Here is a 22,570-nt window from a genome sequence, read left to right on the forward strand (position 1 = left end):
ACTCTTCACCTTTTCAGGAGAGTTGATTATACAAATTCAAAACACAGTCTTTAGACTTAAAGTGGCGCAAAACGCCCAAGTTTTAAAAACCCTAATTTTGCCCATCCATGACTAACCTGCAAGGAAATAATAGGGTGTCCGTCTGCATTTTTAGGCATAGCGCCCAAAATAAAAAATAAAGTTTGTAGATTATTCGCCTGCTCAGGAAACAGACGCTGCATAGTGGTAAGAAGCTCCATATGCTTCACCAAGACAAGATCAAATTTTGCTGTTAAATATCCCTTATCATCAAAGGAAAATGGCCCACTGATATGTAATATACCACCTGTATGAAAAATCAATTCACCACGTTTTAAAAGTCCACTTTTCCCATACAAGTGCTGTTTCCAACTGCCTCCTCCATTTTCAAACAAATGAGGCGTATCATTGAAAACCCATTTTAAATTGCCATCAATTTTGGGAATATCAACAAAGAAAGGTGTAAAAAATACGGAAGCGTCAAAATCATCGAAAGTAAAATGCCCTGATAATTGATTCTTTTCACGTTTAAGATCAAGTCGTAAAAATTCTGCCGTTATTTTTTTGGGCACATTCTCTTGATCTAACGAAAGTGCAATCACATCCGGAGCATCTTTCAAAGATGTTTGAGCTTCAACATTTTCTCGTGTTACCTTTTTGTTTTTCGTTTGTGACCTAAATTTTTCTAGAAATTTTTGATTTTCAAGAGCGGGAGCAATAATGGAAACTTCAAGTCCTTCAGCCATTAATTTAAATGTCTTATCCGTTCTCCAATAGGGTTCTGTTTCAATCACCATATTGCGCCAGTGTGACACAAGAGAAGTTTTTTCAGAAAAAACAATTGATGCAGGAGAATGAATATTAAATTCTACCCGATGGGGCGTATAAATTGGTGCACCAACCGTTAAATGCCCCGTTGATAAGGAAAGTCCGTGCAAAGGCCAAGTAAATTGGAATTGATCACAAGCAACACCTATGCGTAATGGATAACCATGCTTACTGAGATGCTCGCATACAACTATCATATTACGAGCAGATGCTTTTACGAATAAATCAGAAACACGATCCCCTATTTTACGTGAAAAAAAAACCAGAGCGAACTATAAAGACATACCACAACAAGACAAAATAACCCACAAAGCAGAGAGCACACAGAAAGGTTTTTTTGTATTGATTTCAATGAAGAGAACAGAGACAAAATGCAAAATTTCCTTATTTCATGATGATGATGATTAAAATTCTTAACTCTCACGCATGGGTGATGGGTCCACAAAAAATCTGTTGTAATGCATTTTCAAACCATTTGCTCAAAGCCTGATCATAAATTAAACGCCCTTTCAAATGTGCGGAGGCAGGTTGAGCACCTTTTTCGGTCAATTTATGTGCTGAACGAACCACCAAGCGCCGCATCATAGCACGTGTAAATTCAGCATGAAACTGTAAGCCCCATGCATTGTTTCCATAACGGAAAGCTTGTGTAGGATATGTGTGCCCTGTTGCCAAAAGCACTGCCTCTTTAGGTAAATCATAAATACCTTCATCATGAAAATGATAAACCATTTCTGGCCAATTCATCAATGCCTTTCCTTGTAAGGTCGCTTCCAGTGGATACCAGCCAACTTCAACAGTCCCATCATTGCTTGTACGAACACATCCCCCTAGATTTCGCGCCAACATTTGCGCTCCAAGACAAATACCTAAAAAAGGTTTATCCTCTTTCAATGACAAAGAAATCCAATCAATTTCCTCACCAATATACGTGTCTCTGTCATTCACACTCATCGGTCCCCCTAAAATAACAACACCAGCATAATGCTGCAATGTCTTGGGGAGTTTCTGTCCTAAAATGGGACGATAAACATCGAGAACAAAACCAGTTTGTTGCAAAAATTTTCCCAAACGACCAGTATATGTCGAGCGACGATGAATAACCACCGCAATTCTCGGCTTGCTATTTATTTGCTGTTTACCAAAGCATCTTTGACTTAGAAACATTTTTCAACCAATCACTTTTGCAACCAAACAAATCCCCACTCTTTAAACATAAAGAATAATTTTGGTGAAGAGTATTCGCGATAATTCTTCTTTTTAAAACAACCGAAATTTTTTTTTCGATAAAGATTTCTCCCCTTCTGTTTTAACCCCTGGATCATCAACATTCAAATGGGTATGATCGAAGTTATTGACATCTTGTTTCTCTGTCTGCGTATTATGCAACAAAACAGCCTTTTCAGGAAGTAATTCTTCAAGTATTTTATCTTCAACATCAGCGTTTTTTTCCCCAATATTCTCTTTATCTTGTTTTTCTAGTACAATATTGGCAGCCTCTAATGTTAAGGGAAGCATGCGGGGAGGTGCTTTCCATTCAAAGCAGCCTAAACGTCCACTTATTGGAGAAACCACCGACCAAGAAGGAAAAACGCTACCATCACACATCCATACCGGATCGCGTTCAGCCCGAAGTGCCAAAGAAAGCCAGTGACGCATAGCACCCTGATTATTCCCCTGTGCTTCTTCAATATCTGCCAACAACAAATAAACACTTTCTCGCCGATGATATTGAAGTGCTTTTTGTGCTTGTTTTCTTGCCAGCACTGTTTCACCAGCATCTAAAGCCGCTTTAGCAATAAGGAAAGTGGCTTCAAATGTATCTTTATTATAAGAAGCAAGAGTCTTAGCTTTTTTTAATCGTCCGACAGCTCCTTTTTCTCTTTCAAGAAAAAGCGTACTCAAATCAGGATGAGGATCTTTCTGCCAAGCTGTAACTATCATTTTATCCGCTTTACGCGTCTCATTTAATTTATAAAGAATATCGGCAGCAATAACTGTTATGGGAACAAAATCAGGCTCCAATTTATGTGCTTTCAAAATAGCTGTACGTGCTTTTGTAGGATGCGTCTCAAACAGATGAAGAGCTTGCCCACAAAGCAGCAAAGCCTGTGTATGTTTACGCTCTGTAGTTGAACGTGTTGAACGCGGTAAAGCTTTTTGCGCGCGTTCAAAAATAGCAAGTGCTTTGTCCCACTGCCCGCTCGTGCTAAGCTGATCAAGCACAACTCGATGCGCCCACAAAAGTGCTGGTGATAAAGCCAATGCTTCTTCTGCATATTGCTGTGCAGCTTCATATGCTTTGCTCTTTATAGCTTCACGGAATAAACCGTAAAGCCCAGCCAATTTTGTTGGTGTTTCTTTTCTCATCTCCTCATAAAGACTGATAGCAGAAGCAGAATTATTTTGCAAAGACAAGGTTCGCGCTTTTAAGAGTTTTACCAATGGCTCTTCTTTACCTGAAAGATATTTGCCAACACGTGCTTCCATTTGTTGTGCCAACACACTATCGCCAACAAAGACCGCAAGAATTCCTTGTGAAAGCGCTTCATAACCGCGCTTTTTATGGCGTTTATAAAAATAACTGGAGAGGGCACCAGGTAGAGAAAAAAGTAGAGACAAAAGCCGTGCTAAAAGCGCTAAAATTCCGAAAAACAAAATAAGTACGCTTAAAACTGTAAGCAATGAAGCAGAAAAGCGAAAATGCAAAAATGTGAAGACAAAAACACCATTGTGATTAGCCACCCAGCCAAATGCTAAACCGAGTGCACATACAACAAAACTATAAATAAAAACACGTATCATCTGGAGCCTATTTACATCTTTGTTGCCTTTAAAGACCCTTGTTGCACAGACACCAACAACTCCTGAAGGAATTGATGAACAGCAATGCGTGTTTCAAGCTGATGAACAAAATCCATCGAGACATCTTTTGCATTTTGAGGCAATGTTTGCCACTCGCTCAAAGCCTTTTCGTAATCACCCATCTGAATAGCAACTTCCATCCGCGCGGCAATCGCCTCTACTGTCATACCTTCAACATTCCCAACCGGCCGCAAAACAATGAGACCTTTTATCCATGCTAAAATCCGTTTAGAAAAACCAGCATCTGAAGCAACACTATTTTGCGTACCAACGATTGCATCTGCGACACGAGCAAAGTCACTTGAAAGTTGTGCTGAACTTGGAAGACCTACAGTGGCTGTCTTTTGCAACAAATCAAGCCCCTCAAAAGAAGGGGATAAGTGCTGTAACATCTTTAATTCATTGCTATAAGACCCACCACGCTCTATGGCATTTTTCAGGGAACTTATTGCAATAAACAGTGCAGTATCTATGTCTTTTTTTGCATGCGTTTTCGCAGTAATTTCTTCCTGCATGGTCTCTAACTGTTGCTTTAAAACAGCAAGATCATTTGCATTGCTTTGTCCAACAGATAAGGCCGTTTCCATATTTGTTGAAGCTTCAACGAAAGTTTGCACAACCTCTTCAAGACCTTTCACTTTTTCCTCTAAAGCAGTAAAAGCCTTTCTGTTTTGCTCTTGCAATGCTTCATCGCTTTGAATTGTTTCTACCTGTCGTGATAAAAAAACAGAAAACTTTGTTTTCAACGCATCAATTTCTTGAAGCATATTCCCCAATTGCTCACTTGTTTCTTCACTTTGGCTTTTTCCTGTTTCAACAATTTGCAAAGCTTTTTCCTCTCCAGCATAGTTTCCCACAACAGAAGAAGGGAGCACACCCGCCCATTGAAGCCCGATCAAAAGACCTAAAGTGATAAGAGCACCTAAAACTCCTGAAATGAGCGCGCAAAGCCAAACCATACGAGGCGTGCATTGCTTTTTCTTGCTGTCCTCGCTCTGTTTTTTGTTCTCACTTTGTTTTCCTATTGTATCCAATTTCACGGAATTTTGTGTTATTTGTTCTGAATCATGATCCATCGCCTCATGTTCAATCACAGACGCTTTACGGCGTGTACCAGTGTAATGAGGTTTAACTTTTGGTTTTGAAGAATCTACCATCTTAGTCACTTTTTGTACACATTTTTTCTTAATGATAAAATAACAAAATAAAAAAATCTTTAAAAAATGAAGAATTTCTCAAAGCGCATCCTGTTTTAAGCTTCTTTTATAAAGCGTGTAACTTTACCAAAATTTTCAACCCTGCATCTTTTAAGGAACATTTAAAATTACAGACTTTCATGAACAAGATTTTGAAAACATATATTCATTCTATACCGAAAAATACAGTTCTATTTTTAATCAATAGGAGCCACTATCTTCAAAGAACGCACTAAAACACATTTTTCCATAGAAGAAATAATTTCACGAGAAATTCTTTGCATCTTTGCTTATCCGTGGTACCCACCTGAAACAAGAATTTTCAACATAAGGTTTTGTTTGAAATGCGTCTGTTAGGAATAGAAACAAGTTGCGATGAAACTGCTGCCGCTGTTGTTGAATACAATAATAAAGGAAACAGCAAAATTCTTTCTAATATTGTTTGGAGCCAAATTGATCATCATGCACCTTACGGCGGTGTTGTCCCTGAAATTGCTGCCCGTGCCCACGTTGAAGTTCTTGACAGTTTAATTCTGAAAGCCTTGACAGAAGCAAACACAAAATTGAAAGATATTGATGGCATAGCAGCCACAAGTGGCCCAGGTTTAATAGGAGGACTTTTGGTGGGAGTTATGAGTGCAAAAGCACTCTCTCTTGCCACAGGGAAACCTTTTATTGCCGTAAATCATTTAGAAGGCCATGCTTTAACAGCCGTGCTAACGCATAATGTCCATTTTCCTTATTTACTGCTATTGGTCTCAGGCGGTCATACACAAACAATTCTTGTTCACGGAGTAGGCAACTACCAGCGTTTAGGAACCACCATTGACGATGCCTTGGGAGAAGCTTTTGATAAAACAGCAAAACTCTTAGGACTTCCTTATCCTGGCGGTCCAGCACTTGAAAAAGCTGCTTTATTGGGTGATAAAAATCGTATCCCTCTTCCACGCCCCTTAAAAGGCGAAAAACGGTTAGATTTTTCCTTTTCAGGTCTCAAAACCGCTGTTCGGCAAGCAGCAACAGCTATGTCTCCTCTTACAGAAAGCGATGTTGCTGATATTGCAGCGAGCTTTCAAGCAGCCGTTACTGATACAGTGCATGATCGCATTCATTTAGCTTTACAACATTTTACGCACCAGTATCCTCATTCTCACGACAAAGGAAGTCGTCCTCCTGCGCTAGTGGTCGCTGGCGGAGTAGCTGCCAACCAAGCCATTCGATTAACACTACAAAAACTTGCACATCAACATGGTTTTGAATTTATAGCCCCGCCTCTTTCCTTATGTACTGACAATGCTGCGATGATTGCTTTTACTGGTGCACAAAAGCTTGCACGGGGAGAAATAAGTTCTCTTGATATTGCCCCCCGCTCACGCTGGCCATTGGATGAAAAATCCACACCCCTCATCGGGATGGGACGCCGTGGAACAAAAGCATAATAAAACTCGATACGCACTCTGTTTTCTATAAAAGCACTATGAATTACCGTTATCTAATATCTTATTTATGCCTCTTATTGTACTGTTGACTGTAGACTTTGATCTTCTTAAAAGCAGTTTTCTTACACCATTTTTAAAAGGTAACACACTCACAGACTGGTCTTTTTAGACCAAAATCAAAAAATATCAAAACTTGTTATGCTGAATGATTTTACTTTAAGTTCATTTTTCTGTTACGCATATCTTCTCTCCTGAAAATAAACCGAAGACCAGACAACCTCATGCAATCTATGAAAATAAGCAGAAAGTATACCATATTACGTTACCACAATTTAGTTCCCTCTAAAAAAGAAGAAAGAAATCTATAAGGTGTATTCTTTACCTCATTTTAAAAATCATACTTAATGGTGCTCTATAAATACATGTAAAAAACACCTATCTTGTGCAACATTAACAATCTGTAAAAAAGGAGAGCTCATGGCTTATTGGCTTTTTAAATCTGAACCTCATAAATGGTCATGGGATATGCAGAAGAAAAAAGGCTCTGAAGGTGAACAATGGGATGGTGTGCGCAATTATCAAGCCCGCAACAATATGCGTGCCATGAAATACGGCGATAAAGGCTTTTTTTATCATTCCAATAAAGGGTTAGAAATTGTTGGCATTGTAGAAATATGCGCTGAAGCACATTCCGATTCTACTACTTCTGACCCACGCTGGGAGTGTGTAGATATTCGTGCACTTTATGATATGCCGAACCCTGTTTCATTAAAACAGATTAAAGCAAACCCAAAATTGAAAAATATGGTACTGGTTAATGCCAGTCGCTTATCGGTACAACCTGTGACAGAAGAGGAATGGAAAGAAATCTGTTTGATGGGCAATTTTAAGAAAGAAATGCTTTCATTTTAACACTGTCACTTTTATCCATTGCCTAACATACCGTAAAAGACGCTCTAAATCACGACGGGCAAATACAATATCATTTTTTTAGGGACGTAAAATTTTTTCGTGCTCAATGCAAAAAATGTCACACCCCTCTTACCATTTTTCATTCTGTAATATTCCAATTTAGAATCAAAATTGCATAAAGACCATCTTCACGATTTATTTCTTCAGCACTGTTATTATAGGAAGGTATACTAAACAATCACATTTGGCATCACCAATTTCATCACACCAATCGTCTTGCAAGACGAATACGGCGAAAAGGCCAAAAAAAACAACAAAACCTGCTGTGGACTTCTCCCAAACATGCACATATCCTAAAGGAATCGCACCATATCCCTCACGCTTAAAAGCAGAAATACCATCCTATCCTAGAACACAAAAAATGATTTTGGCCAACGCACACCATACTTTGCGCACGATGGCTTGCTTCTTGGCAAATGACCATAGAAGCAACAAATTTTTGTTTTTTAGAGGTTTTCTTTTTCAATTTTCCTTGCATGAAGTCTTATTTTTCATGAAACTACTCTTCACCAATCGGTGCATCAATACATCTTAGCTTATAAGGAAAAAAAATGAACCATTACACCCTTTTAATCGTTGAAGAAGACGATGATTTGCGCCCTATTTTGGTAGAACAATTGCAAATGCATAAAGAATTTAAAGTATTCCAAGCAAAAACAGCTGAAGCAGGAATAACGATAACCCAAGAGAAAAATATTGATCTGATTATTTTAGAAATTGAATTGTCCGATCTTGATGGCCGTAAAGCCGCTCAAAAATTACGCTCTCAAGGATTTCGCGCCCCCATCATCATGATCACAAATCATGATACAGACTCCGATACCCTTTTAAATCTTGAAGTGGGTGCGAATGATTATGTGACAAAACCCTTCCGTTTTGCAGTGTTATTGGCGCGAATTCGTGCCCAACTCCGTCAATATGAGCAAAACGACGATACAGTTCTTTATATTGGTCCCTACACTTTTAAACCTGGACAAAAACTCCTCATTGATCAAAACAATAATAAAACGCGCCTTACAGAAAAAGAAGCAGCAATTCTTAAATATCTCTATTACACTAATGACAAAATCGTAAGCCGTGAAACACTATTAGAACAAATTTGGGGTTACAATGCAGATATTGTTACCCACACCTTAGAGACCCATATCTATCGTTTGCGACAAAAAATCGAAAAAGACCCTTCCAACGCACAAATCCTTGTTACTGATCAAAACGGCTATCGTTTAAACCTTTAACATTTCTCCCACATTGATCGTTTCAAAAACGGTTTTCATACCCTCACTTTTTATTGAAATACAATAAGATGAGTAGATGTAATATATTGATATAATTTATCATTTCATAACTTACGTAAATAAAAGCTCCAAATAAAATAATATATCTCATTGTAAATGTGCCTTATCATGAATCAACCAAAACCCTTTTCTTATCCATCACAAATGGAATGAGCCATAAAAATCACTTGAGACAAAGTTTAATGTTACCTCTCGTAAATCCTCACAATGCAAAAACAATTGTAACATTAAACTAGCAAAGAGAGTGAGAGTTTAAGCTTTTATCTCGCATAAGTGAAGGTGATCATGCCAAATGGATTTTGCATTCTATCCTTCACGAACGTTGTTGCAAAACAGGCTTAGAAACACGTTGAGAAGAATCTTCATAGGCTTGAGGCGATAATGTAGGAATAAAAATACGCCGTGATTGACGTCGTTTTACAAGCAAACCTTGATAAATACATTTCTGCGCTTGACATATTAAAAGTCCACCGAAATAAGGCAAAAGATAGCGTGCAAATGGCTCATAAAAAAATGAAAATAATCGCGAAACATAACCTGAAGAAGGCGTGTAATATACAATTTCTTGTACTGGCCCAGAAATAAAATTTGTTTTTTCAAACAAACGCGTAATCTGTTGTCGACTATAAGGTTCGCCGTAACCAAAAGGTGTAGAAGCATTGCGCGCCCAAAAACCTGAACGATTAGGAACAATAACAATCAAGCTGCCATTGGGCGTTAAAACACGCCATATTTCATTAAGCGTTTCGTATGAATTTTCTGTATATTCAAGCGCATGCACCAATAAGATACAATCAACCGAAGCATCGGGAAGTGGCAAATCTTCTTCAAAAACCAACGCTGTCGCGACCTTATCAGCACAAGGCCACGGCGAAGCACCCTGAGCAGCAGGCATAAAAGCGAAACATTGCTGTGCACGTGTACGCAATGCAGAAAGATAAGGAAGCGCATACCCAAAACCCATAACCCGTTTATCAGTAAGATCAGGCCACCATATATTTAATTGGTTACACAACGTCCCCTGCACACGCAGACCAAGTGTAGAAGTATAAAAATCTCTTAGTGTAACTATATCCAACTTAATATACCGTGTAGAAAAAAATTAACTATTACAGGCTTTTATATACTCCACGTATATGGATTTCTACCCTTTCACCGCAATGTCAAAAACTTTAATTTTTCATATTTTAAACTGAAATAACAAAACAACTGTACAAAATATTTTTATGATTATTTCTAACAAGCACTTCATCATGTTTTTTATTTTTGAACTTTGTGCCTTACAACGGTTTCTCCTACACTATTTTTGATATCGATTAAAGATGATTAATTAAAATGAAGGAGCCTTTCAAGATAGTTTTTTTCTGCTTCTAGGATATGTTCTTTACCAAGACGTCTGCGAATTTCTTCCAAAATCTGCCGTGCACGCATTTGCTCATTTTCTTGTGGTATAGTTGCATCTTGTTGCCCTTTTTGCCCTGTTTTTGAAGAAAGTGGACGTCCCAATGGATCTTCAGGACCAGCAGTAGCATCTTGTTTGTCTCCGGACTCTTTAAGAATTTCACGCATTTTTTCTAAAACATTTTGTGCACCCTGCCGCAAAGCTTCTAAAGCATCTGACTGATTTTGCATAGATATTTGATTGTTTCCCTGATCGAGAGCATCTCCAGCAGAATTCATTTTCTCTTCTGCTTTTTTGAATACATCATTCGATCCAAACCCTTGCGCTAATAATTCCTTTTCTAGCATTGACAATTCAGACTGCAATGCGGTCTGACGCTTTTTTAAAGATTTTCTTTGCTCTTCCGATACAGTTTCGCTACGCTGTTGTTGCTTTTCTAATTGGTGTGTTTCATTGAGAATTTCTTGTTGACGACGCATCAAATCTCCAAGCTGATCCATCTTTTCTTTCATTCTTGCAGATTGGTTCTGACTTTTCTCCCCACCTTGATTGCCTTTTTGAACTTGCAAGTGATCAAGAGTCTGTTCAATTTCAGCCAGCAGCCGCTCAGCTGCTAAAGAGGAGCCCATTTTGGCCATTTCTTCAATAAGATTAAGCTTTTTTTCTAATGAATCCTCTGAAAGATTGGGAGGGCTAAAATTGTTATTGTTGGGATTATTCTTGTTTTGTGCACTTTCAGCTAAAACGTGAATATACGCATTCATAGCTTGACGTAAATTTGCCATAAGCCTTTCAATTTCTGTCGCGGGGGCACCGTACCGAAGTGCATCACGCAAAGCAGCTTGCGCTTGTTTTAGATTTTTCTGGACAGATTCGAGCTGATCGCCTTCAATTCCCAAAGCAATCTGCCATAAATAATCAACGACACCACGCAAATCATCTTCTGTCTCTGCCATAAAAAGCCTTGTCCATGCACTCTGTAAAACAAGAAAATGTGTGAGATTTTGCAGCCCCTCCTTTGGACGTACAAGCAAAGCAGACAGCATATCAAGTACACGTTCCTGCGCAGAAGCATCCAGAGCCAATATACGACGCAATTCAATCACTGCGCGCGCAACAGGATTCGAAAAAACACGCTGTGGCAGTGTCATAATAAAAGTTTTACTCCGCCCTTTCTGTCCCGCACCATCCTCTGCCACTAAAGTAATTTTGACTTCCGAACCAGCCCAAGGATGTCCTGACACATCTTGTACTGTCCGCATTTTACCTTTTCCACCACGGGGTAGAAGAAGTTTTATTTCAGGTGCCTTATAAAGAGCAGGAGTGTTTTTGTGCAGATCAAGAAAAGGCTCTATTTCAACAAAGGCCTTTATCACTCCATAATCATCATCGAGCTCATACTGAAGTTCTAACGAACCAGTCAAAATCCGACCTGGTTTTTCCAGCCAACGAACTGTTGGGTGCTGATCTTTCATCACCTGTAAATGCCACTGCTGTTGCTTATGTCGTGATGAAACAAGCAAAGTTATTGAATGTTCTAAGTGTGTTTCAAAATGAGCGATTTGATCATTCAAAGCCACCTGTTGGTTTTTCTTTGTCAATGAAATTTCTCGTGCATCCTTTTCAGAGATTGCTTTTACCGTAATGCCGGCACCATTAACAACACGTACAACCAAATTACTCCCCTCAGGAACTGTCAACTGTGTTTTCTCGTCTTTTGTTAAATAAATAGGTGCAACCCCGGTATAAGCAGGGGGTGTTACCCAAGCATCAATCCGTATAGATGCTTCATCAACAATAGGACGTAAATCAAATGCATCTGCCAAACGCCCCCCTAAAGAGCCAAAAGAAAAACTAAAAGCACACACACAAAGAAGAACACATACAGTTCTCAAAGCAAAAGGATCACAAGCCGCACTATTAGGATAGATAAATCCAGTTTTTAAATTGTATAATTGTTTTGCCATACGGCGTTGATGTTCACGCCAAACAATCGCGCGAAAATCTTTCTCATTTTCGGGGCACAAATGATCTGTTTGAACACTTAAAGGCTGATGTTTAAGACCATTTTCTTGTTCAAGCCGCTGATTAACTTCTTTCATTGTGGGAAATCGAAAATGAATAAGAAAAAATAAACTTCCCACAGCAAAAAAAAGTATCAACCCAAGTAAAAGCAAATGTGGCCAATAACCCAAAATGCTAAAAATGCCCAACCAACTAAGCGAACAGAAAAGACTAAGAATCAGAAAAAACGGTAATAATCGTATCCATATCCGCTCAAATGAGAGGATAAACCACATCAAAACGCGCACACAAAAAAGCTTTATGATCGCAAAACTTTTGATGTTTTCATCTTTCATAGACAAGCATTTGTTCCCTTTAAAAGTGATGAATTGAGACCTTAATATCTTCCTCGCCTGAAAAAAAGACGAAGACTCTCACCTCCCACTCATTCGTAACCAGATATTTCTCTCAGGTAAATTTCACCCTCTGACCACTTATGTGACCCGCTTCATAGGATCACCCGGCAAATCTTGCACCAAATATCTATTCAATCTTAAACTTTTACACTTGGTTGATGCAAAAGAAAACTGAAATTAGAAAGAGACGACAATGTATTTTATATGCATGAATGTACCTGATATCACTCTCCTAAAGGAAAATATTTTACGACACTAGGAATAAAACCCATACAAAACAATCTCCATAAAATAAATTGTTTCATAAAAGTTTAATAAAAATAAGACCAAGTAACACTTAACAATGTTCGATCCAATCTGGAATATGATCACATCCTATCAATTGCGCATAATCAAGGCGTGGACGAATAACCGCATAACGTGTATCCTGAACAAGAACTTCTGGCACCAAAAGCCGGCTATTATAGGTACTTGCCATCACGGCACCATAAGCACCTGCCCCTGTAATCACCAAGAGATCACCCGGTGCCAAAATTGGTACACAGCGATCTAATGCTAAATAATCCCCGGTTTCACAAACAGAACCAACAATATCTGCCCGAATAAACTCTGCATCTTCTGGTGCTTGTTTCATAAGTAGCACATTCTGCCAAGCATCATAAAGCGTTGGGCGCATAAGATCATTCATCGCCGCATCAACAATAACAAAATTCTGTCCTTTCCCCCTTTTTAAATAAAGAACAGATGTTACCAATACACCAGCTTCACCAACAATGCTACGTCCTGGTTCCACAATAATCCTGATCCCTAAAGGTGCAATATGCTTCTTCACAAGCTCTGCATAATCAAAAACAGACGGTATAGCGTGTTGTTCATGACCGTATGAAATACCAAGCCCGCCACCAATATCGATATGCGTTATCGTATAACCATCGCTCCATAACTGACGCACAAAATCTGCGATAATAAGAAAGGCCTCTTCAAAAGGTTTTAAATCACAAATCTGACTGCCAATATGCATATCGATACCGCAAACCTGCAATCCAGGCAAAGCGGTAGCTTTTTTATAAGCATCTCTTGCAAACAACAATGGAATACCGAATTTATTCTCAGACTTTCCTGTCGTAATTTTCTTATGAGTCTTTGCGTCAACATCTGGGTTAATACGCAATGAAACACGTGCTATTTTGGAAAGTGCGACAGCACGTTGCGATAATTGTTCGAGTTCGGGCTCTGATTCAACATTAAAACAATAAATATCCTGAGTAAGAGCAAAATCTATCTCTCTCTCTGTTTTCCCAACACCTGAATAAACGATACGATGGGCAGGAATACCAACAGCAAGCGCGCGCCGTAATTCACCTTCTGAAACCACATCAGCTCCCGACCCATTCGCTGCTAAAAGCCGTAAAACAGCTTGATTAGAATTGGCCTTAACCGCATAAGCAATCAAACTAGGCATTTCTTTAAATGCCTTTTGATAGTCTTGAAAACGTGTAACCAATGCGTTTGCTGAATAACAATAAAAAGGTGTCCCGACATCCTGTGCAAGAGCAGAAAGTGAAAGACCTTCAGCATGGAGCATACCTTGATGATAAGGAAAAAAATGCATACTTCCCTCCTACTTTATCAAACGATCAAGAAGGAAAGGTTTATCTTCTTCACTTTTAGCAACAGATGCTCCTTGCACAGCTTTCTCCAAACTTGGAGAAGGTATCTCCAATGGTCCTTTACGCCCACATCCAACAACGACAACACTCCCCAAAAGGACAATTGTTAAATTCTTTAAAATGTTTTTCATACGCCCTTTTTTCTCCTATTGATGTTTCTTTTTATTTTGTTGGATTTACAATTCAACCATTTAAGCTGTAACAAGACGTTTTTTCCAATAGGCAATTTGGTAAAGTACTTCTGAAGGCGCTGTGCCACCAAAACTTTTACGGCTTTTAACTGATTTTTCAACCGTTAAAACATCAAAAATTGCTGCATTAATCTCTGGACATATCCTTTGAAGTTCATCTAACGACAAATCATTAAGGCGACATTGTTTTTTTTCTGCTAACGCCACAACACGCCCTGTAATATGGTGTGCTTCACGAAAAGGAAGGCCTAATTCACGCACTAACCAATCGGCAAAGTCTGTTGCGGTTGCATAACCAGCATCAGCTGCTTGTTTCATAGCATCCTTGTTAACTTGCAAATCACCTATAATCTCTGTCATTGCTGCCAGTGATAATTCTAGATTCAAAGCCCCATCAAACACATATTCTTTATCTTCTTGCATGTCTTTCGAATATGCAAGAGGTAATCCTTTCATCACCGTTAACAACCCTATCAGTGCACCATTTAGTCTTCCACCTTTGGCACGCACCAATTCCGCTGCATCAGGATTTCTCTTTTGTGGCATAATGGAAGATCCGGTTGAAAAAGCATCCGATAAACGGATAAAATGAAATTGTTCACTTGACCAAAGAATAATTTCTTCCGCTAAACGGGAAAGATGCATTGCACAAAGAGCACCAGCGCTTAAAAACTCCAAGGCAAAATCACGGTCTGCAACACTATCAATGGAATTGCGTGTTGGTTCTCGAAAGCCTAGTGCTTGTGCTGTCATAAAACGATCAATTGGAAAGCTTGTCCCTGCCAAAGCAGCAGCCCCCAAAGGCGATTCATTCATTCGCTCAATCGCATCACGCATCCGCGACAAATCTCGACCAAACATTTCAACATAAGCCATCATATAATGACCAAATGTTACAGGCTGTGCCGATTGTAAATGTGTAAAGCCTGGCATAAAGCTATCGGCGTGATGTTCTGCTCGAACAAGCAATTGCTCTATCAATCTTTTTAAGGCTTGCGCTATTCTCTGTGCTGCCTCACGCACCCATAAACGAAAATCAACGGCTACTTGATCATTGCGTGAACGTGCCGTATGCAAACGCCCTGCTATAGGACCAATCAATTCGCTCAGTCGTGCTTCAATATTCATATGAATATCTTCAAGCTTTCGTGAAAAAACAAATGAACCCTCTTCAATTTCTTGACGAATAAGCTTTAAACCATGAACAATTTTTTCATAATCTGATTGTGTAATGATCTTTGTTTGCGCTAACATTGCGGCATGAGCAAGTGAGCCTTCAATATCTTGTCGATAAAGTTTTTGATCAAAATCAATCGAAGCGTTAATTTCTTCCATAATTGAAGCAGGTCCTGTTCTAAATCGACCACCCCACATCTGGTTCTTTAACTTTTTATCTGTCATACTCTGAAAACACCCATAAAAAGGACAAAAATCATGATTCCTCAAACTTTGATCAACCAAAAAAAGAAGAACAAAAAGAGATTCTTCATCGCATCCTTTTTTGTTGCTGTAATCTTAATTGTTGTAAGTTTATACGCAATAAAAAGCCCCTACGACAAGATAGAGTCCTTTTTTACCGCTTTTATTTCAGGAGAAAAGTCCACAAAAGTACCAGAAGAAAAAATGACGACGATCCGAAAAGCAGCAAAAGGCTTTTTCACCAATATACGATTTGCGGATACACCCTCAGATGTAAATCAATTCTCTTTCAAGGATATTCAAGGAAAAGAGCACAAACTCTCTGAATTTACCGGCAAACCTTTGTTGATCAACCTATGGGCTATTTGGTGCGCACCCTGCCGCACGGAAATGCCCGAACTTGCCCAATTAAAACATGAATTGGGTGGAGAAAACTTCGATGTGCTAGTAATTAACACCGATAAAACAGCTCCTCCTGAAAAAATACAGCAATTTTTACAGGATGTTCATGCTGATAATTTAGTTTACTATCGTGATGAAACAATGAATATTTTCAACAACCTTCGAAAACAAGGACTCGCTTTAGGATTGCCCATCACATTTTTGGTTGATAAAAAAGGTCATCTTATTGCCTCATACAATGGTGCAGCTCCGTGGGCCAATGACGATGCTAAAACACTTATAAAAGCTGTCATTCAAGAAGCACAATAAACTAATAACCACACCTTTTTAAACGTTGTATAGCTAAATCCAGCGCTGACAAAAAAGCAGAACGATCTTTGCGACAAAACGGCCGGGGACCACCCATCATAGTGCCCTGTCCACGCAAATCGTCCATCAAATTGCGCATTGCCAAAGCTTGACCAATGGAATTTACATCAAAAACACGCCCCGTTGGTGAAAGACAAATACCTCCAGCTTTCACAACCTGTGCTGCTAAAGGGACATCACTGGTAATAACGATACACCCCTCATGTGCATGTTCTACAATCCAGTCATCGGCACAATCGAGTTCACCAGCAACAACGACTCTTTCAATGAGCGCTTCATTTGGAAGAGCCAAAAAGCGATTCGCCACCACAAATGTTTTAAGCTGATAACGATTCATAACACGATAAACTTCATCTTTTACAGGACAAGCATCTGCATCAATCAACAAAGTGATGGCAGATTTTTGTTCGTTTATTCGTCTCTTCTCTTCTCTTTCACACAAAAAAGACTTTTTCATTCATCTGAAGGTTGCACATGGTTACGATAAAATATTATCGCCGCGTTTATTTCACCTCCAAAAATAAAAATTGCACTTAATATGTAAAGAAAGATAATGGCAACCATAATGGATGCTAGCCCTGCATAGGTAGAAATATAATTAAACATTGTCAAATACTGTGCAAAAGCGAGAGAAGCCACAAACCACACTGACATTGTTACCACGATTCCTGGTAAAATATCTATAAATTTCCGTCGCTCTGCTGGAAGCCATTTATGAACAATCAAAAGGCTTACAAATAAAACAACCGCTGCGATTGTATAACGCCATAAACGAATGATACCGATATATTCTGTAATGAAAAAAGAATGATTTTGTATAATCTTGATCAGCAAAGGTGCTAAAACCAATAAAAAGCTAATCACAACAAGACCAACAGCCCCAAGGATCACAAAAAATAAACTTTGAAAACGACAAAACAACAAACTACGCCGATCAACAACACGATAAGCTTTATTTAAAGCTGTACGCAAGGCCTCTATCCCATTAGAAGCAAAATAAGCCGCTCCAATAATAGAAAACGTCAAGACATCTCCCCGCTGAATGGTTAAAACATTGATAATTTCCTGAGATAAAGGCTCTGCAATGACATCTGGCAAGAGATACATAAGCGCTTTAATTTTTTGCGGCGTATATGTAAAAGCACCAATAAAACTTGCAAGAGATGTCCCAAAAATAAAAAAAGGAAAAAATGCCAAAAGTCCCGATAGTGCAATATGACTGGCAAGAGCACTCCCATTACCGCGCCAATAATGGCTTACTGCATCAATAAGGATATAATAGCTATACCAAAAGATATTTCTCAACAAATTTCGATACTTTCTGGCAATACCCTTTTTCTTAGTCTATCCAATTTGCATCAAAATCTCAAAACAAACACTTGTGAGTATAAAGGGCAATGAGCAATAGGGTCAAGCCTTGCTTGTAACAAAACTGAAAAGAACAAATCAACAAATTTTACAGATTAAGAACAAAAGACAGTTAGTGTGCACCCATAAAAACTTTTAAACACTGATCCTCTGTCCTCGAACAATCACTCTTCCTCTGTATGGGGATCTCAGAATTAGGGGAATATGCATTACTAGAAAAATCAGAGAAATTGAACAAACACTTTGTTTTTACTCACCCTCTTTAGAAACATTATGGCGCCCAAAATCGGGAGCATCAATTTCCTGTCCAGCTTCAATAATATTACGACGCACAGCGCGCGTCTGTGTAAAAAAGTTAAGCAGTGTCTCACCATCTCCCAAACGAATTGCCCGTTCTAAAGAAGCAAGCCCTTCACTAAAACAGCTCAACATTTCTAAAATAGCATCCTTATTATGCAAACAAATATCGCGCCACATAACAGGATCAGAAGATGCCAAACGAGTAAAATCACGAAAACCTGAAGCAGAATAAGCAATTACTTCTGAGTTTGTTACTTTTTCTAGATCGCTCGCTGTCCCCACAGTATTATAAGCAATCAAATGCGGCAAATGCGAAACAATAGCCAAAACAAGATCATGATGTTTAGGCTCCATTTTTTCGACACGCGCGCCACAAGCTTCCCAAAATGCTGTCAATTGCGCTACAGCGGCGGCATCACTGTCAGCAAAAGGCGTTAAAATACACCAGCGATTCATAAACAAGTCAGCAAAACCAGCATCTGGACCTGAATATTCTGTTCCAGCAATCGGATGACCAGGAATAAAATGAACTGTTTTTGGCAATAAAGGTGCCATTTCTGCAATGACCAAGGCTTTCGTAGAACCAACATCACTCACAATCGCTCCAGGTTTTAAACGATCACAAATGGTTTTAGCTACTTGTGCGCTTGCTCCAACAGGAACAGAAACAATAATGAGGTCTGCTCCTTCGACAGCTTCTGCATTATCGGTTGTATAAAAATCGCCAAGTTCTAATTCACGCGCCCTATTCAATGTTTCTTGACGACGTGTTGCAATAGAAATATGAGCTGCAAGATTTTTCTTTTTTATCACTCTTGCTAAAGAAGAGCCAATAAGACCAATCCCAATGAGTGCTATTTTTTCAAATCGAATTTGGAGCATCTTTCACCTTTAACGACTCTTTGCAAACGGCAACAAAGCCACGATTTGTCTGCCTATTTTTGCAAAAGTTATGTATCAAACATTAAAAAAACCACAAACGATAAGAGAATAAATAACAAAGTCATGCGATTCTCCAATAATCACCTGCACGAACCATTAACAGATTATTTTTACCTAGAAAATGCACAAAAAATGAGTGATAGAAAATGAATATCACGCTCTAAAACTTGTAAATTCATTGCTTACAAGCATGCATCAATGACGTAAACTGCTCTCCACAAAACATTATCAATTTCATTTCAAAACGCTCCTTATAAATGTAAGCAGACAGCACTTCTTCGTGTTTTTTGATTACATCGCACAAACTCCTGTGACTATACAATCAACACAAGTTTTTCCAATGGTGAAAACTCTAGCAAATAATGCATACAAAAAAATACTGCGATTCTAAAAACGTCTTTTTCCTGCTACCATAAATCAAACTAACATAAGGAAAACGTACTCTACCAATAAAAAACTAAAGAATAATAACGCTACATCCTTGTTATGAGGCCATTTCATAGAGAAAAATAGTATTAAACGCTCGGAAATAAAAAACTTATCTCGTCATAAATTTCTCATTTTCATCATAAAAGATTACGCAAACAATAGGTGCAACCTATATCAAAACGCTTCTTTAGAGACCGCTCTTTTAGACTTCAAAAAAATCAGTCTCTCTTATGAGAGAAAATATTTGATAAAATTTTCAAAGTCTTGAAACAAAGCTTCATACATACAGCTTAAACATTTCAAGCTACCACTTGGCGCCGTGCCACAATTGTAAGATCCAGCAAAACTTGGTGAATGATAGCTTCGCTCAAAAGTGGATTTTTACGGCTGTCTAAAACAGCACTTTGAATTCTCTTCATCGCATAGGAAATATGTTCTAATTTCCAATATCTTAAAGCTTGCTCAACGGTTTTTTTCCGTTGAAAAAAAATGGGGGGCCGTGCTTGAGAAACCACAATAGAAGGAGATTTTCCTTCAATCTCCACTTGATAACGTAAAAGCTGTAATTGTTGAAAATGCTTTTGTGCCGTACTCAAAATAAAAAACAGTGTACCATGCATTATCGCATATCGGCTAAAATGCGCTTCAAAACTTGGCACATCGCCTAATAAAAGAGCGTCAATCACTTCATCTAGAGAAAGAGCACTCACATCACTCACAACGGCCTTCACATCTTCAAGAGTAATATGACTCCCTAAGGCATAAAGACAAAGCTTCTCCAATTCACTCCGAGAAACAAGACGATCCCCTCCCAAACTTTCATGCAACCACTTGCGTGCATCCAAAGAGAGAGTCTTCTTAAAATGGCCGAAAACCTCATCAATCAAACCATCAAGGGAATGAGCATCATCGGCAAAACAAGGCAGAGCCATTGCTTTTGATGCCGTTTCAATGACATTACGCAATCCTGTTCCTTTTTTCAAATCCCCTGCCTCAATGAGAATAAAACACGCATCCGGTGGTTCTTCGATTAAAAACTTCAAGGCTGTCAGAAAGCCTTTTTGGTTAGTACCGTTAGAGACCCATATCAAACGATCTCCCCCAAAAAGTGATACAGTATGCGCTTCATTCCCCAAACGAGCAGGATCTTTATCAATCTCAGCTGCATCTAAACGAATCGTTGAAAATGGATCTTCTATCGCTACCTGTGTAAGCTTGACAAAACGCCGTACACGCTCACAAACAAGACCACGATCTGGTCCATAAATGAGAACAATAGGAAAAGCACGTGAAAAACGGGTTAGAAAATAATCAACTTCATGCGCTTTTTTCTGAGCCAAAATATTAATCCATTAAAAGTGCATCATCATCAAGAGCTTCCCCACGGACTTTCTGAAACATGCCGATTAAATCACTTACACCCAAACCATTACGTTCTTCTTTACACACATCCAAAATCACTTTTCCACCATGCAACATTAATGTGCGATCTCCGTGATAAAGAGCCTGACGCATAGAATGTGTCACCATAATAGTTGTTAATTTTTTCTCTTCAACGATTTTTTCGGTCAACCGCATCACAAAATCAGCCATTCCTGGATCTAATGCTGAGGTATGTTCATCGAGCAATAAGACATCTGCATGGGCTAAAGTCGCCATCACAAGACAAACTGCTTGACGTTGCCCACCTGATAAACTGTCCATAGGATTATGAAGACACGCTTCAAGACCAATGCCCAATTGGGCAATTTCATCCCGAAAAAATTGCCGTTTTTTATGGTTTAAAGCTGAACGCAAACCACGACGACTTCCCCGTAGAGCAGCCAAAGCCAAATTTTCTTCAATTGTTAAAGAGCCGCAGCTTCCCATTAACGAATCTTGAAAAACACAAGTCACCCTCCCAGCGCGCTCACTAACCGATTGCCTGGAAACATTTTGCCCATTGATCACCACTTTTCCTGTCGAGGGAAGAATTACGCCTGCTAAAACACTAAGCAAAGTTGATTTACCAGCGCCATTTGAACCAATAATTGTGACAAAACCGCCCCGATTAATCTTGAGGTTAATATCAATTAATGCTTGTTTTTCCAAAGGTGTTTGCGGTTTAAATGTGACTCCGACATGAGAAAACTCAATCATACTTAAGCCCCCTCCAATAGCGTGGTGTAATAAGAGCTGAAGCAACGAGCAGTGCAGTGATCAATTGAAGATCTGTCGACGTATCAATCCCAATACCGTTTGCCTCGAAAGCGAATTGCACTGCAACACGATAAAGAACAGAACCCACAATACAGCTCACAATAATCCACAAAATATTACGCGTACGAAAAAGAGTTTCACCAATAATAACCGCTGCCAAACCGAAAACAATCGTACCAGTTCCACCGGTAATATCAGTGGCAATCGCAGTTTGAATATAAAGAGCACCACCAAGCGCAACACACGCATTTGAAAGCCCCATACCAAAATAAATTAAAGCTGATCTATGAATCCCTTGCGCCGTAGCCATACGTGGATTAGTACCCATTGCTCTCATAGCAAGGCCTATTTCACTCTCCAAAAAGCGCCAAATCAAAAATGCCAAAACCAGCAATACAGTACCAACAAAAAGAGGACGCACAAAGATATCAGACAAGCCAAACAGATTATAAAAGGGTGTTAAAGCAGTATCAGAAAGAGCCAAATTAATATTAGACCCTCCCATAATTCCCATAACACGAAGATTGATTGTATAAAGTGCTGACATTGTCAAAATGGAAGCCAAAAGATTCAAAATGCTAAAACGCAAATTGAGCAAAGCTGTTAATAAACCAGCCACCATACCTGCAAAAAAGGCGCATGCCATAGCGATCCACGCATTGAAACCTAAAAGAATCAAAACGCCACAAACACATGATCCAAGAAGAAAAGAACCATCAACAGTTAAATCAGGAAAATCCAAGACGCGAAACGAAAGATAAACACCTATGGCAACAAACGCATAAATAAGACCCAATTCTACAGCGCCAGAAAACGCAAATATACTCATTCAAAGACCACTCCATG

General features: G+C 39.0%; 19 protein-coding genes. 4 read left to right on the forward strand and 15 right to left on the reverse strand.

What is annotated here, in order from left to right; all coding sequences use genetic code 11:
• Positions 1 to 56 precede the first annotated feature (56 nt).
• From J7R07_RS02885 to J7R07_RS02900, 4 genes are all read right to left on the reverse strand, one after another.
• Entirely contained in the window at positions 57 to 1,043 is a 987-nt protein-coding gene (locus tag J7R07_RS02885; protein WP_246464833.1) for a DUF2125 domain-containing protein, read from the reverse strand.
• 223 nt (positions 1,044 to 1,266) lie between these two features.
• On the reverse strand, positions 1,267 to 2,013 hold the full coding sequence (locus J7R07_RS02890; RefSeq protein WP_208435442.1) for a glutamine amidotransferase: 747 nt from the start codon (positions 2,011 to 2,013) through the stop codon (positions 1,267 to 1,269).
• 93 nt (positions 2,014 to 2,106) lie between these two features.
• Positions 2,107 to 3,651 (reverse strand): heme biosynthesis protein HemY, encoded by a 1,545-nt coding sequence (locus tag J7R07_RS02895; protein ID WP_208435443.1) that lies wholly within the window; start codon positions 3,649 to 3,651, stop codon positions 2,107 to 2,109.
• Between the two features lie 11 nt (positions 3,652 to 3,662).
• Entirely contained in the window at positions 3,663 to 4,868 is a 1,206-nt protein-coding gene (locus J7R07_RS02900; RefSeq protein WP_208435444.1) for a COG4223 family protein, read from the reverse strand.
• A gap of 383 nt (positions 4,869 to 5,251) precedes the next feature.
• Here J7R07_RS02900 and tsaD point away from each other — a divergent pair, with 383 nt between their 5' ends.
• The 3 genes from tsaD to J7R07_RS02915 all read left to right on the forward strand — a co-directional run bounded on the left by tsaD (position 5,252) and on the right by J7R07_RS02915 (position 8,553).
• Entirely contained in the window at positions 5,252 to 6,346 is a 1,095-nt protein-coding gene (tsaD, locus tag J7R07_RS02905) for a tRNA (adenosine(37)-N6)-threonylcarbamoyltransferase complex transferase subunit TsaD (RefSeq protein WP_208435445.1), read from the forward strand.
• A gap of 477 nt (positions 6,347 to 6,823) precedes the next feature.
• Positions 6,824 to 7,258 (forward strand): EVE domain-containing protein, encoded by a 435-nt coding sequence (locus J7R07_RS02910; RefSeq protein WP_208435446.1) that lies wholly within the window; start codon positions 6,824 to 6,826, stop codon positions 7,256 to 7,258.
• A 611-nt stretch (positions 7,259 to 7,869) separates the two neighbouring features.
• Positions 7,870 to 8,553, forward strand: a complete 684-nt coding sequence (locus J7R07_RS02915; RefSeq protein ID WP_208435447.1) for a response regulator transcription factor — start codon at positions 7,870 to 7,872, stop codon at positions 8,551 to 8,553.
• 373 nt (positions 8,554 to 8,926) lie between these two features.
• Here J7R07_RS02915 and J7R07_RS02920 read toward each other — a convergent pair whose 3' ends face one another.
• The 5 genes from J7R07_RS02920 to argH all read right to left on the reverse strand — a co-directional run bounded on the left by J7R07_RS02920 (position 8,927) and on the right by argH (position 15,697).
• Complete coding sequence (locus tag J7R07_RS02920; RefSeq protein WP_208435448.1) at positions 8,927 to 9,691, reverse strand: class I SAM-dependent methyltransferase; 765 nt, start codon at positions 9,689 to 9,691, stop codon at positions 8,927 to 8,929.
• A 248-nt stretch (positions 9,692 to 9,939) separates the two neighbouring features.
• The gene (locus J7R07_RS02925; RefSeq protein ID WP_208435449.1) at positions 9,940 to 12,375 is read right to left on the reverse strand and encodes a TIGR02302 family protein; all 2,436 of its coding nucleotides are present in this window, start codon (positions 12,373 to 12,375) and stop codon (positions 9,940 to 9,942) included.
• A 397-nt stretch (positions 12,376 to 12,772) separates the two neighbouring features.
• Entirely contained in the window at positions 12,773 to 14,047 is a 1,275-nt protein-coding gene (lysA, locus tag J7R07_RS02930) for a diaminopimelate decarboxylase (RefSeq protein WP_208435450.1), read from the reverse strand.
• Positions 14,048 to 14,056: 9 nt separating this feature from the next.
• Positions 14,057 to 14,236 carry an LPS translocon maturation chaperone LptM gene (gene lptM / locus J7R07_RS02935; protein ID WP_208435451.1) on the reverse strand — a complete coding sequence of 60 codons (180 nt, stop codon included), beginning with the start codon at positions 14,234 to 14,236 and terminating at the stop codon, positions 14,057 to 14,059.
• Between the two features lie 60 nt (positions 14,237 to 14,296).
• The gene (gene argH, locus J7R07_RS02940) at positions 14,297 to 15,697 is read right to left on the reverse strand and encodes an argininosuccinate lyase (protein ID WP_208435452.1); all 1,401 of its coding nucleotides are present in this window, start codon (positions 15,695 to 15,697) and stop codon (positions 14,297 to 14,299) included.
• Between the two features lie 33 nt (positions 15,698 to 15,730).
• Between argH and J7R07_RS02945 the strand changes: the two genes are divergently transcribed.
• Positions 15,731 to 16,426, forward strand: coding sequence for a TlpA disulfide reductase family protein (locus J7R07_RS02945; RefSeq protein ID WP_208435453.1), 696 nt, complete (start codon positions 15,731 to 15,733; stop codon positions 16,424 to 16,426).
• A gap of 1 nt (position 16,427) precedes the next feature.
• Here J7R07_RS02945 and J7R07_RS02950 read toward each other — a convergent pair whose 3' ends face one another.
• The 6 genes from J7R07_RS02950 to J7R07_RS02975 form a co-directional block, all read right to left on the reverse strand.
• Entirely contained in the window at positions 16,428 to 16,943 is a 516-nt protein-coding gene (locus J7R07_RS02950; protein WP_208435454.1) for a YaiI/YqxD family protein, read from the reverse strand.
• Complete coding sequence (locus J7R07_RS02955) at positions 16,940 to 17,794, reverse strand: YihY/virulence factor BrkB family protein (RefSeq protein WP_208435455.1); 855 nt, start codon at positions 17,792 to 17,794, stop codon at positions 16,940 to 16,942. The genes J7R07_RS02950 and J7R07_RS02955 overlap by 4 nt, the downstream gene beginning before the upstream one ends.
• A gap of 309 nt (positions 17,795 to 18,103) precedes the next feature.
• Positions 18,104 to 19,036 carry a prephenate/arogenate dehydrogenase family protein gene (locus tag J7R07_RS02960; protein ID WP_208435456.1) on the reverse strand — a complete coding sequence of 311 codons (933 nt, stop codon included), beginning with the start codon at positions 19,034 to 19,036 and terminating at the stop codon, positions 18,104 to 18,106.
• A 788-nt stretch (positions 19,037 to 19,824) separates the two neighbouring features.
• Positions 19,825 to 20,865, reverse strand: coding sequence for a DNA polymerase III subunit delta (gene holA, locus J7R07_RS02965; RefSeq protein WP_208435457.1), 1,041 nt, complete (start codon positions 20,863 to 20,865; stop codon positions 19,825 to 19,827).
• A 4-nt stretch (positions 20,866 to 20,869) separates the two neighbouring features.
• On the reverse strand, positions 20,870 to 21,664 hold the full coding sequence (locus J7R07_RS02970) for an ABC transporter ATP-binding protein (protein ID WP_208435458.1): 795 nt from the start codon (positions 21,662 to 21,664) through the stop codon (positions 20,870 to 20,872).
• A complete protein-coding gene (locus tag J7R07_RS02975; RefSeq protein WP_208435459.1) occupies positions 21,657 to 22,553 on the reverse strand; it encodes an ABC transporter permease in 897 nt (298 codons plus the stop codon). Before J7R07_RS02975 ends, J7R07_RS02970 begins: the two co-directional genes overlap by 8 nt.
• Positions 22,554 to 22,570: the final 17 nt, after the last annotated feature.

Source organism: Bartonella phoceensis, assembly GCF_902825145.1.
GTDB lineage: Bacteria > Pseudomonadota > Alphaproteobacteria > Rhizobiales > Rhizobiaceae > Bartonella > Bartonella phoceensis.

Bases quoted from the DNA above. Each gene is read 5' to 3' on its own strand.
- tsaD (WP_208435445.1), top strand. From the start codon at position 5,252: ATGCGTCTGTTAGGAATAGAAACAAGTTGCGATGAAACTGCTGCCGCT.
- J7R07_RS02890 (WP_208435442.1), bottom strand. From the start codon at position 2,013: ATGTTTCTAAGTCAAAGATGCTTTGGTAAACAGCAAATAAATAGCAAG.
- J7R07_RS02910 (WP_208435446.1), top strand. From the start codon at position 6,824: ATGGCTTATTGGCTTTTTAAATCTGAACCTCATAAATGGTCATGGGAT.
- J7R07_RS02970 (WP_208435458.1), bottom strand. From the start codon at position 21,664: ATGATTGAGTTTTCTCATGTCGGAGTCACATTTAAACCGCAAACACCT.
- J7R07_RS02895 (WP_208435443.1), bottom strand. From the start codon at position 3,651: ATGATACGTGTTTTTATTTATAGTTTTGTTGTATGTGCACTCGGTTTA.
- J7R07_RS02945 (WP_208435453.1), top strand. From the start codon at position 15,731: ATGATTCCTCAAACTTTGATCAACCAAAAAAAGAAGAACAAAAAGAGA.
- J7R07_RS02925 (WP_208435449.1), bottom strand. From the start codon at position 12,375: ATGAAAGATGAAAACATCAAAAGTTTTGCGATCATAAAGCTTTTTTGT.
- J7R07_RS02950 (WP_208435454.1), bottom strand. From the start codon at position 16,943: ATGAAAAAGTCTTTTTTGTGTGAAAGAGAAGAGAAGAGACGAATAAAC.
- J7R07_RS02960 (WP_208435456.1), bottom strand. From the start codon at position 19,036: ATGCTCCAAATTCGATTTGAAAAAATAGCACTCATTGGGATTGGTCTT.
- J7R07_RS02900 (WP_208435444.1), bottom strand. From the start codon at position 4,868: ATGGTAGATTCTTCAAAACCAAAAGTTAAACCTCATTACACTGGTACA.
- J7R07_RS02975 (WP_208435459.1), bottom strand. From the start codon at position 22,553: ATGAGTATATTTGCGTTTTCTGGCGCTGTAGAATTGGGTCTTATTTAT.
- lysA (WP_208435450.1), bottom strand. From the start codon at position 14,047: ATGCATTTTTTTCCTTATCATCAAGGTATGCTCCATGCTGAAGGTCTT.
- J7R07_RS02885 (WP_246464833.1), bottom strand. From the start codon at position 1,043: ATGATAGTTGTATGCGAGCATCTCAGTAAGCATGGTTATCCATTACGC.
- J7R07_RS02915 (WP_208435447.1), top strand. From the start codon at position 7,870: ATGAACCATTACACCCTTTTAATCGTTGAAGAAGACGATGATTTGCGC.
- lptM (WP_208435451.1), bottom strand. From the start codon at position 14,236: ATGAAAAACATTTTAAAGAATTTAACAATTGTCCTTTTGGGGAGTGTT.
- argH (WP_208435452.1), bottom strand. From the start codon at position 15,697: ATGACAGATAAAAAGTTAAAGAACCAGATGTGGGGTGGTCGATTTAGA.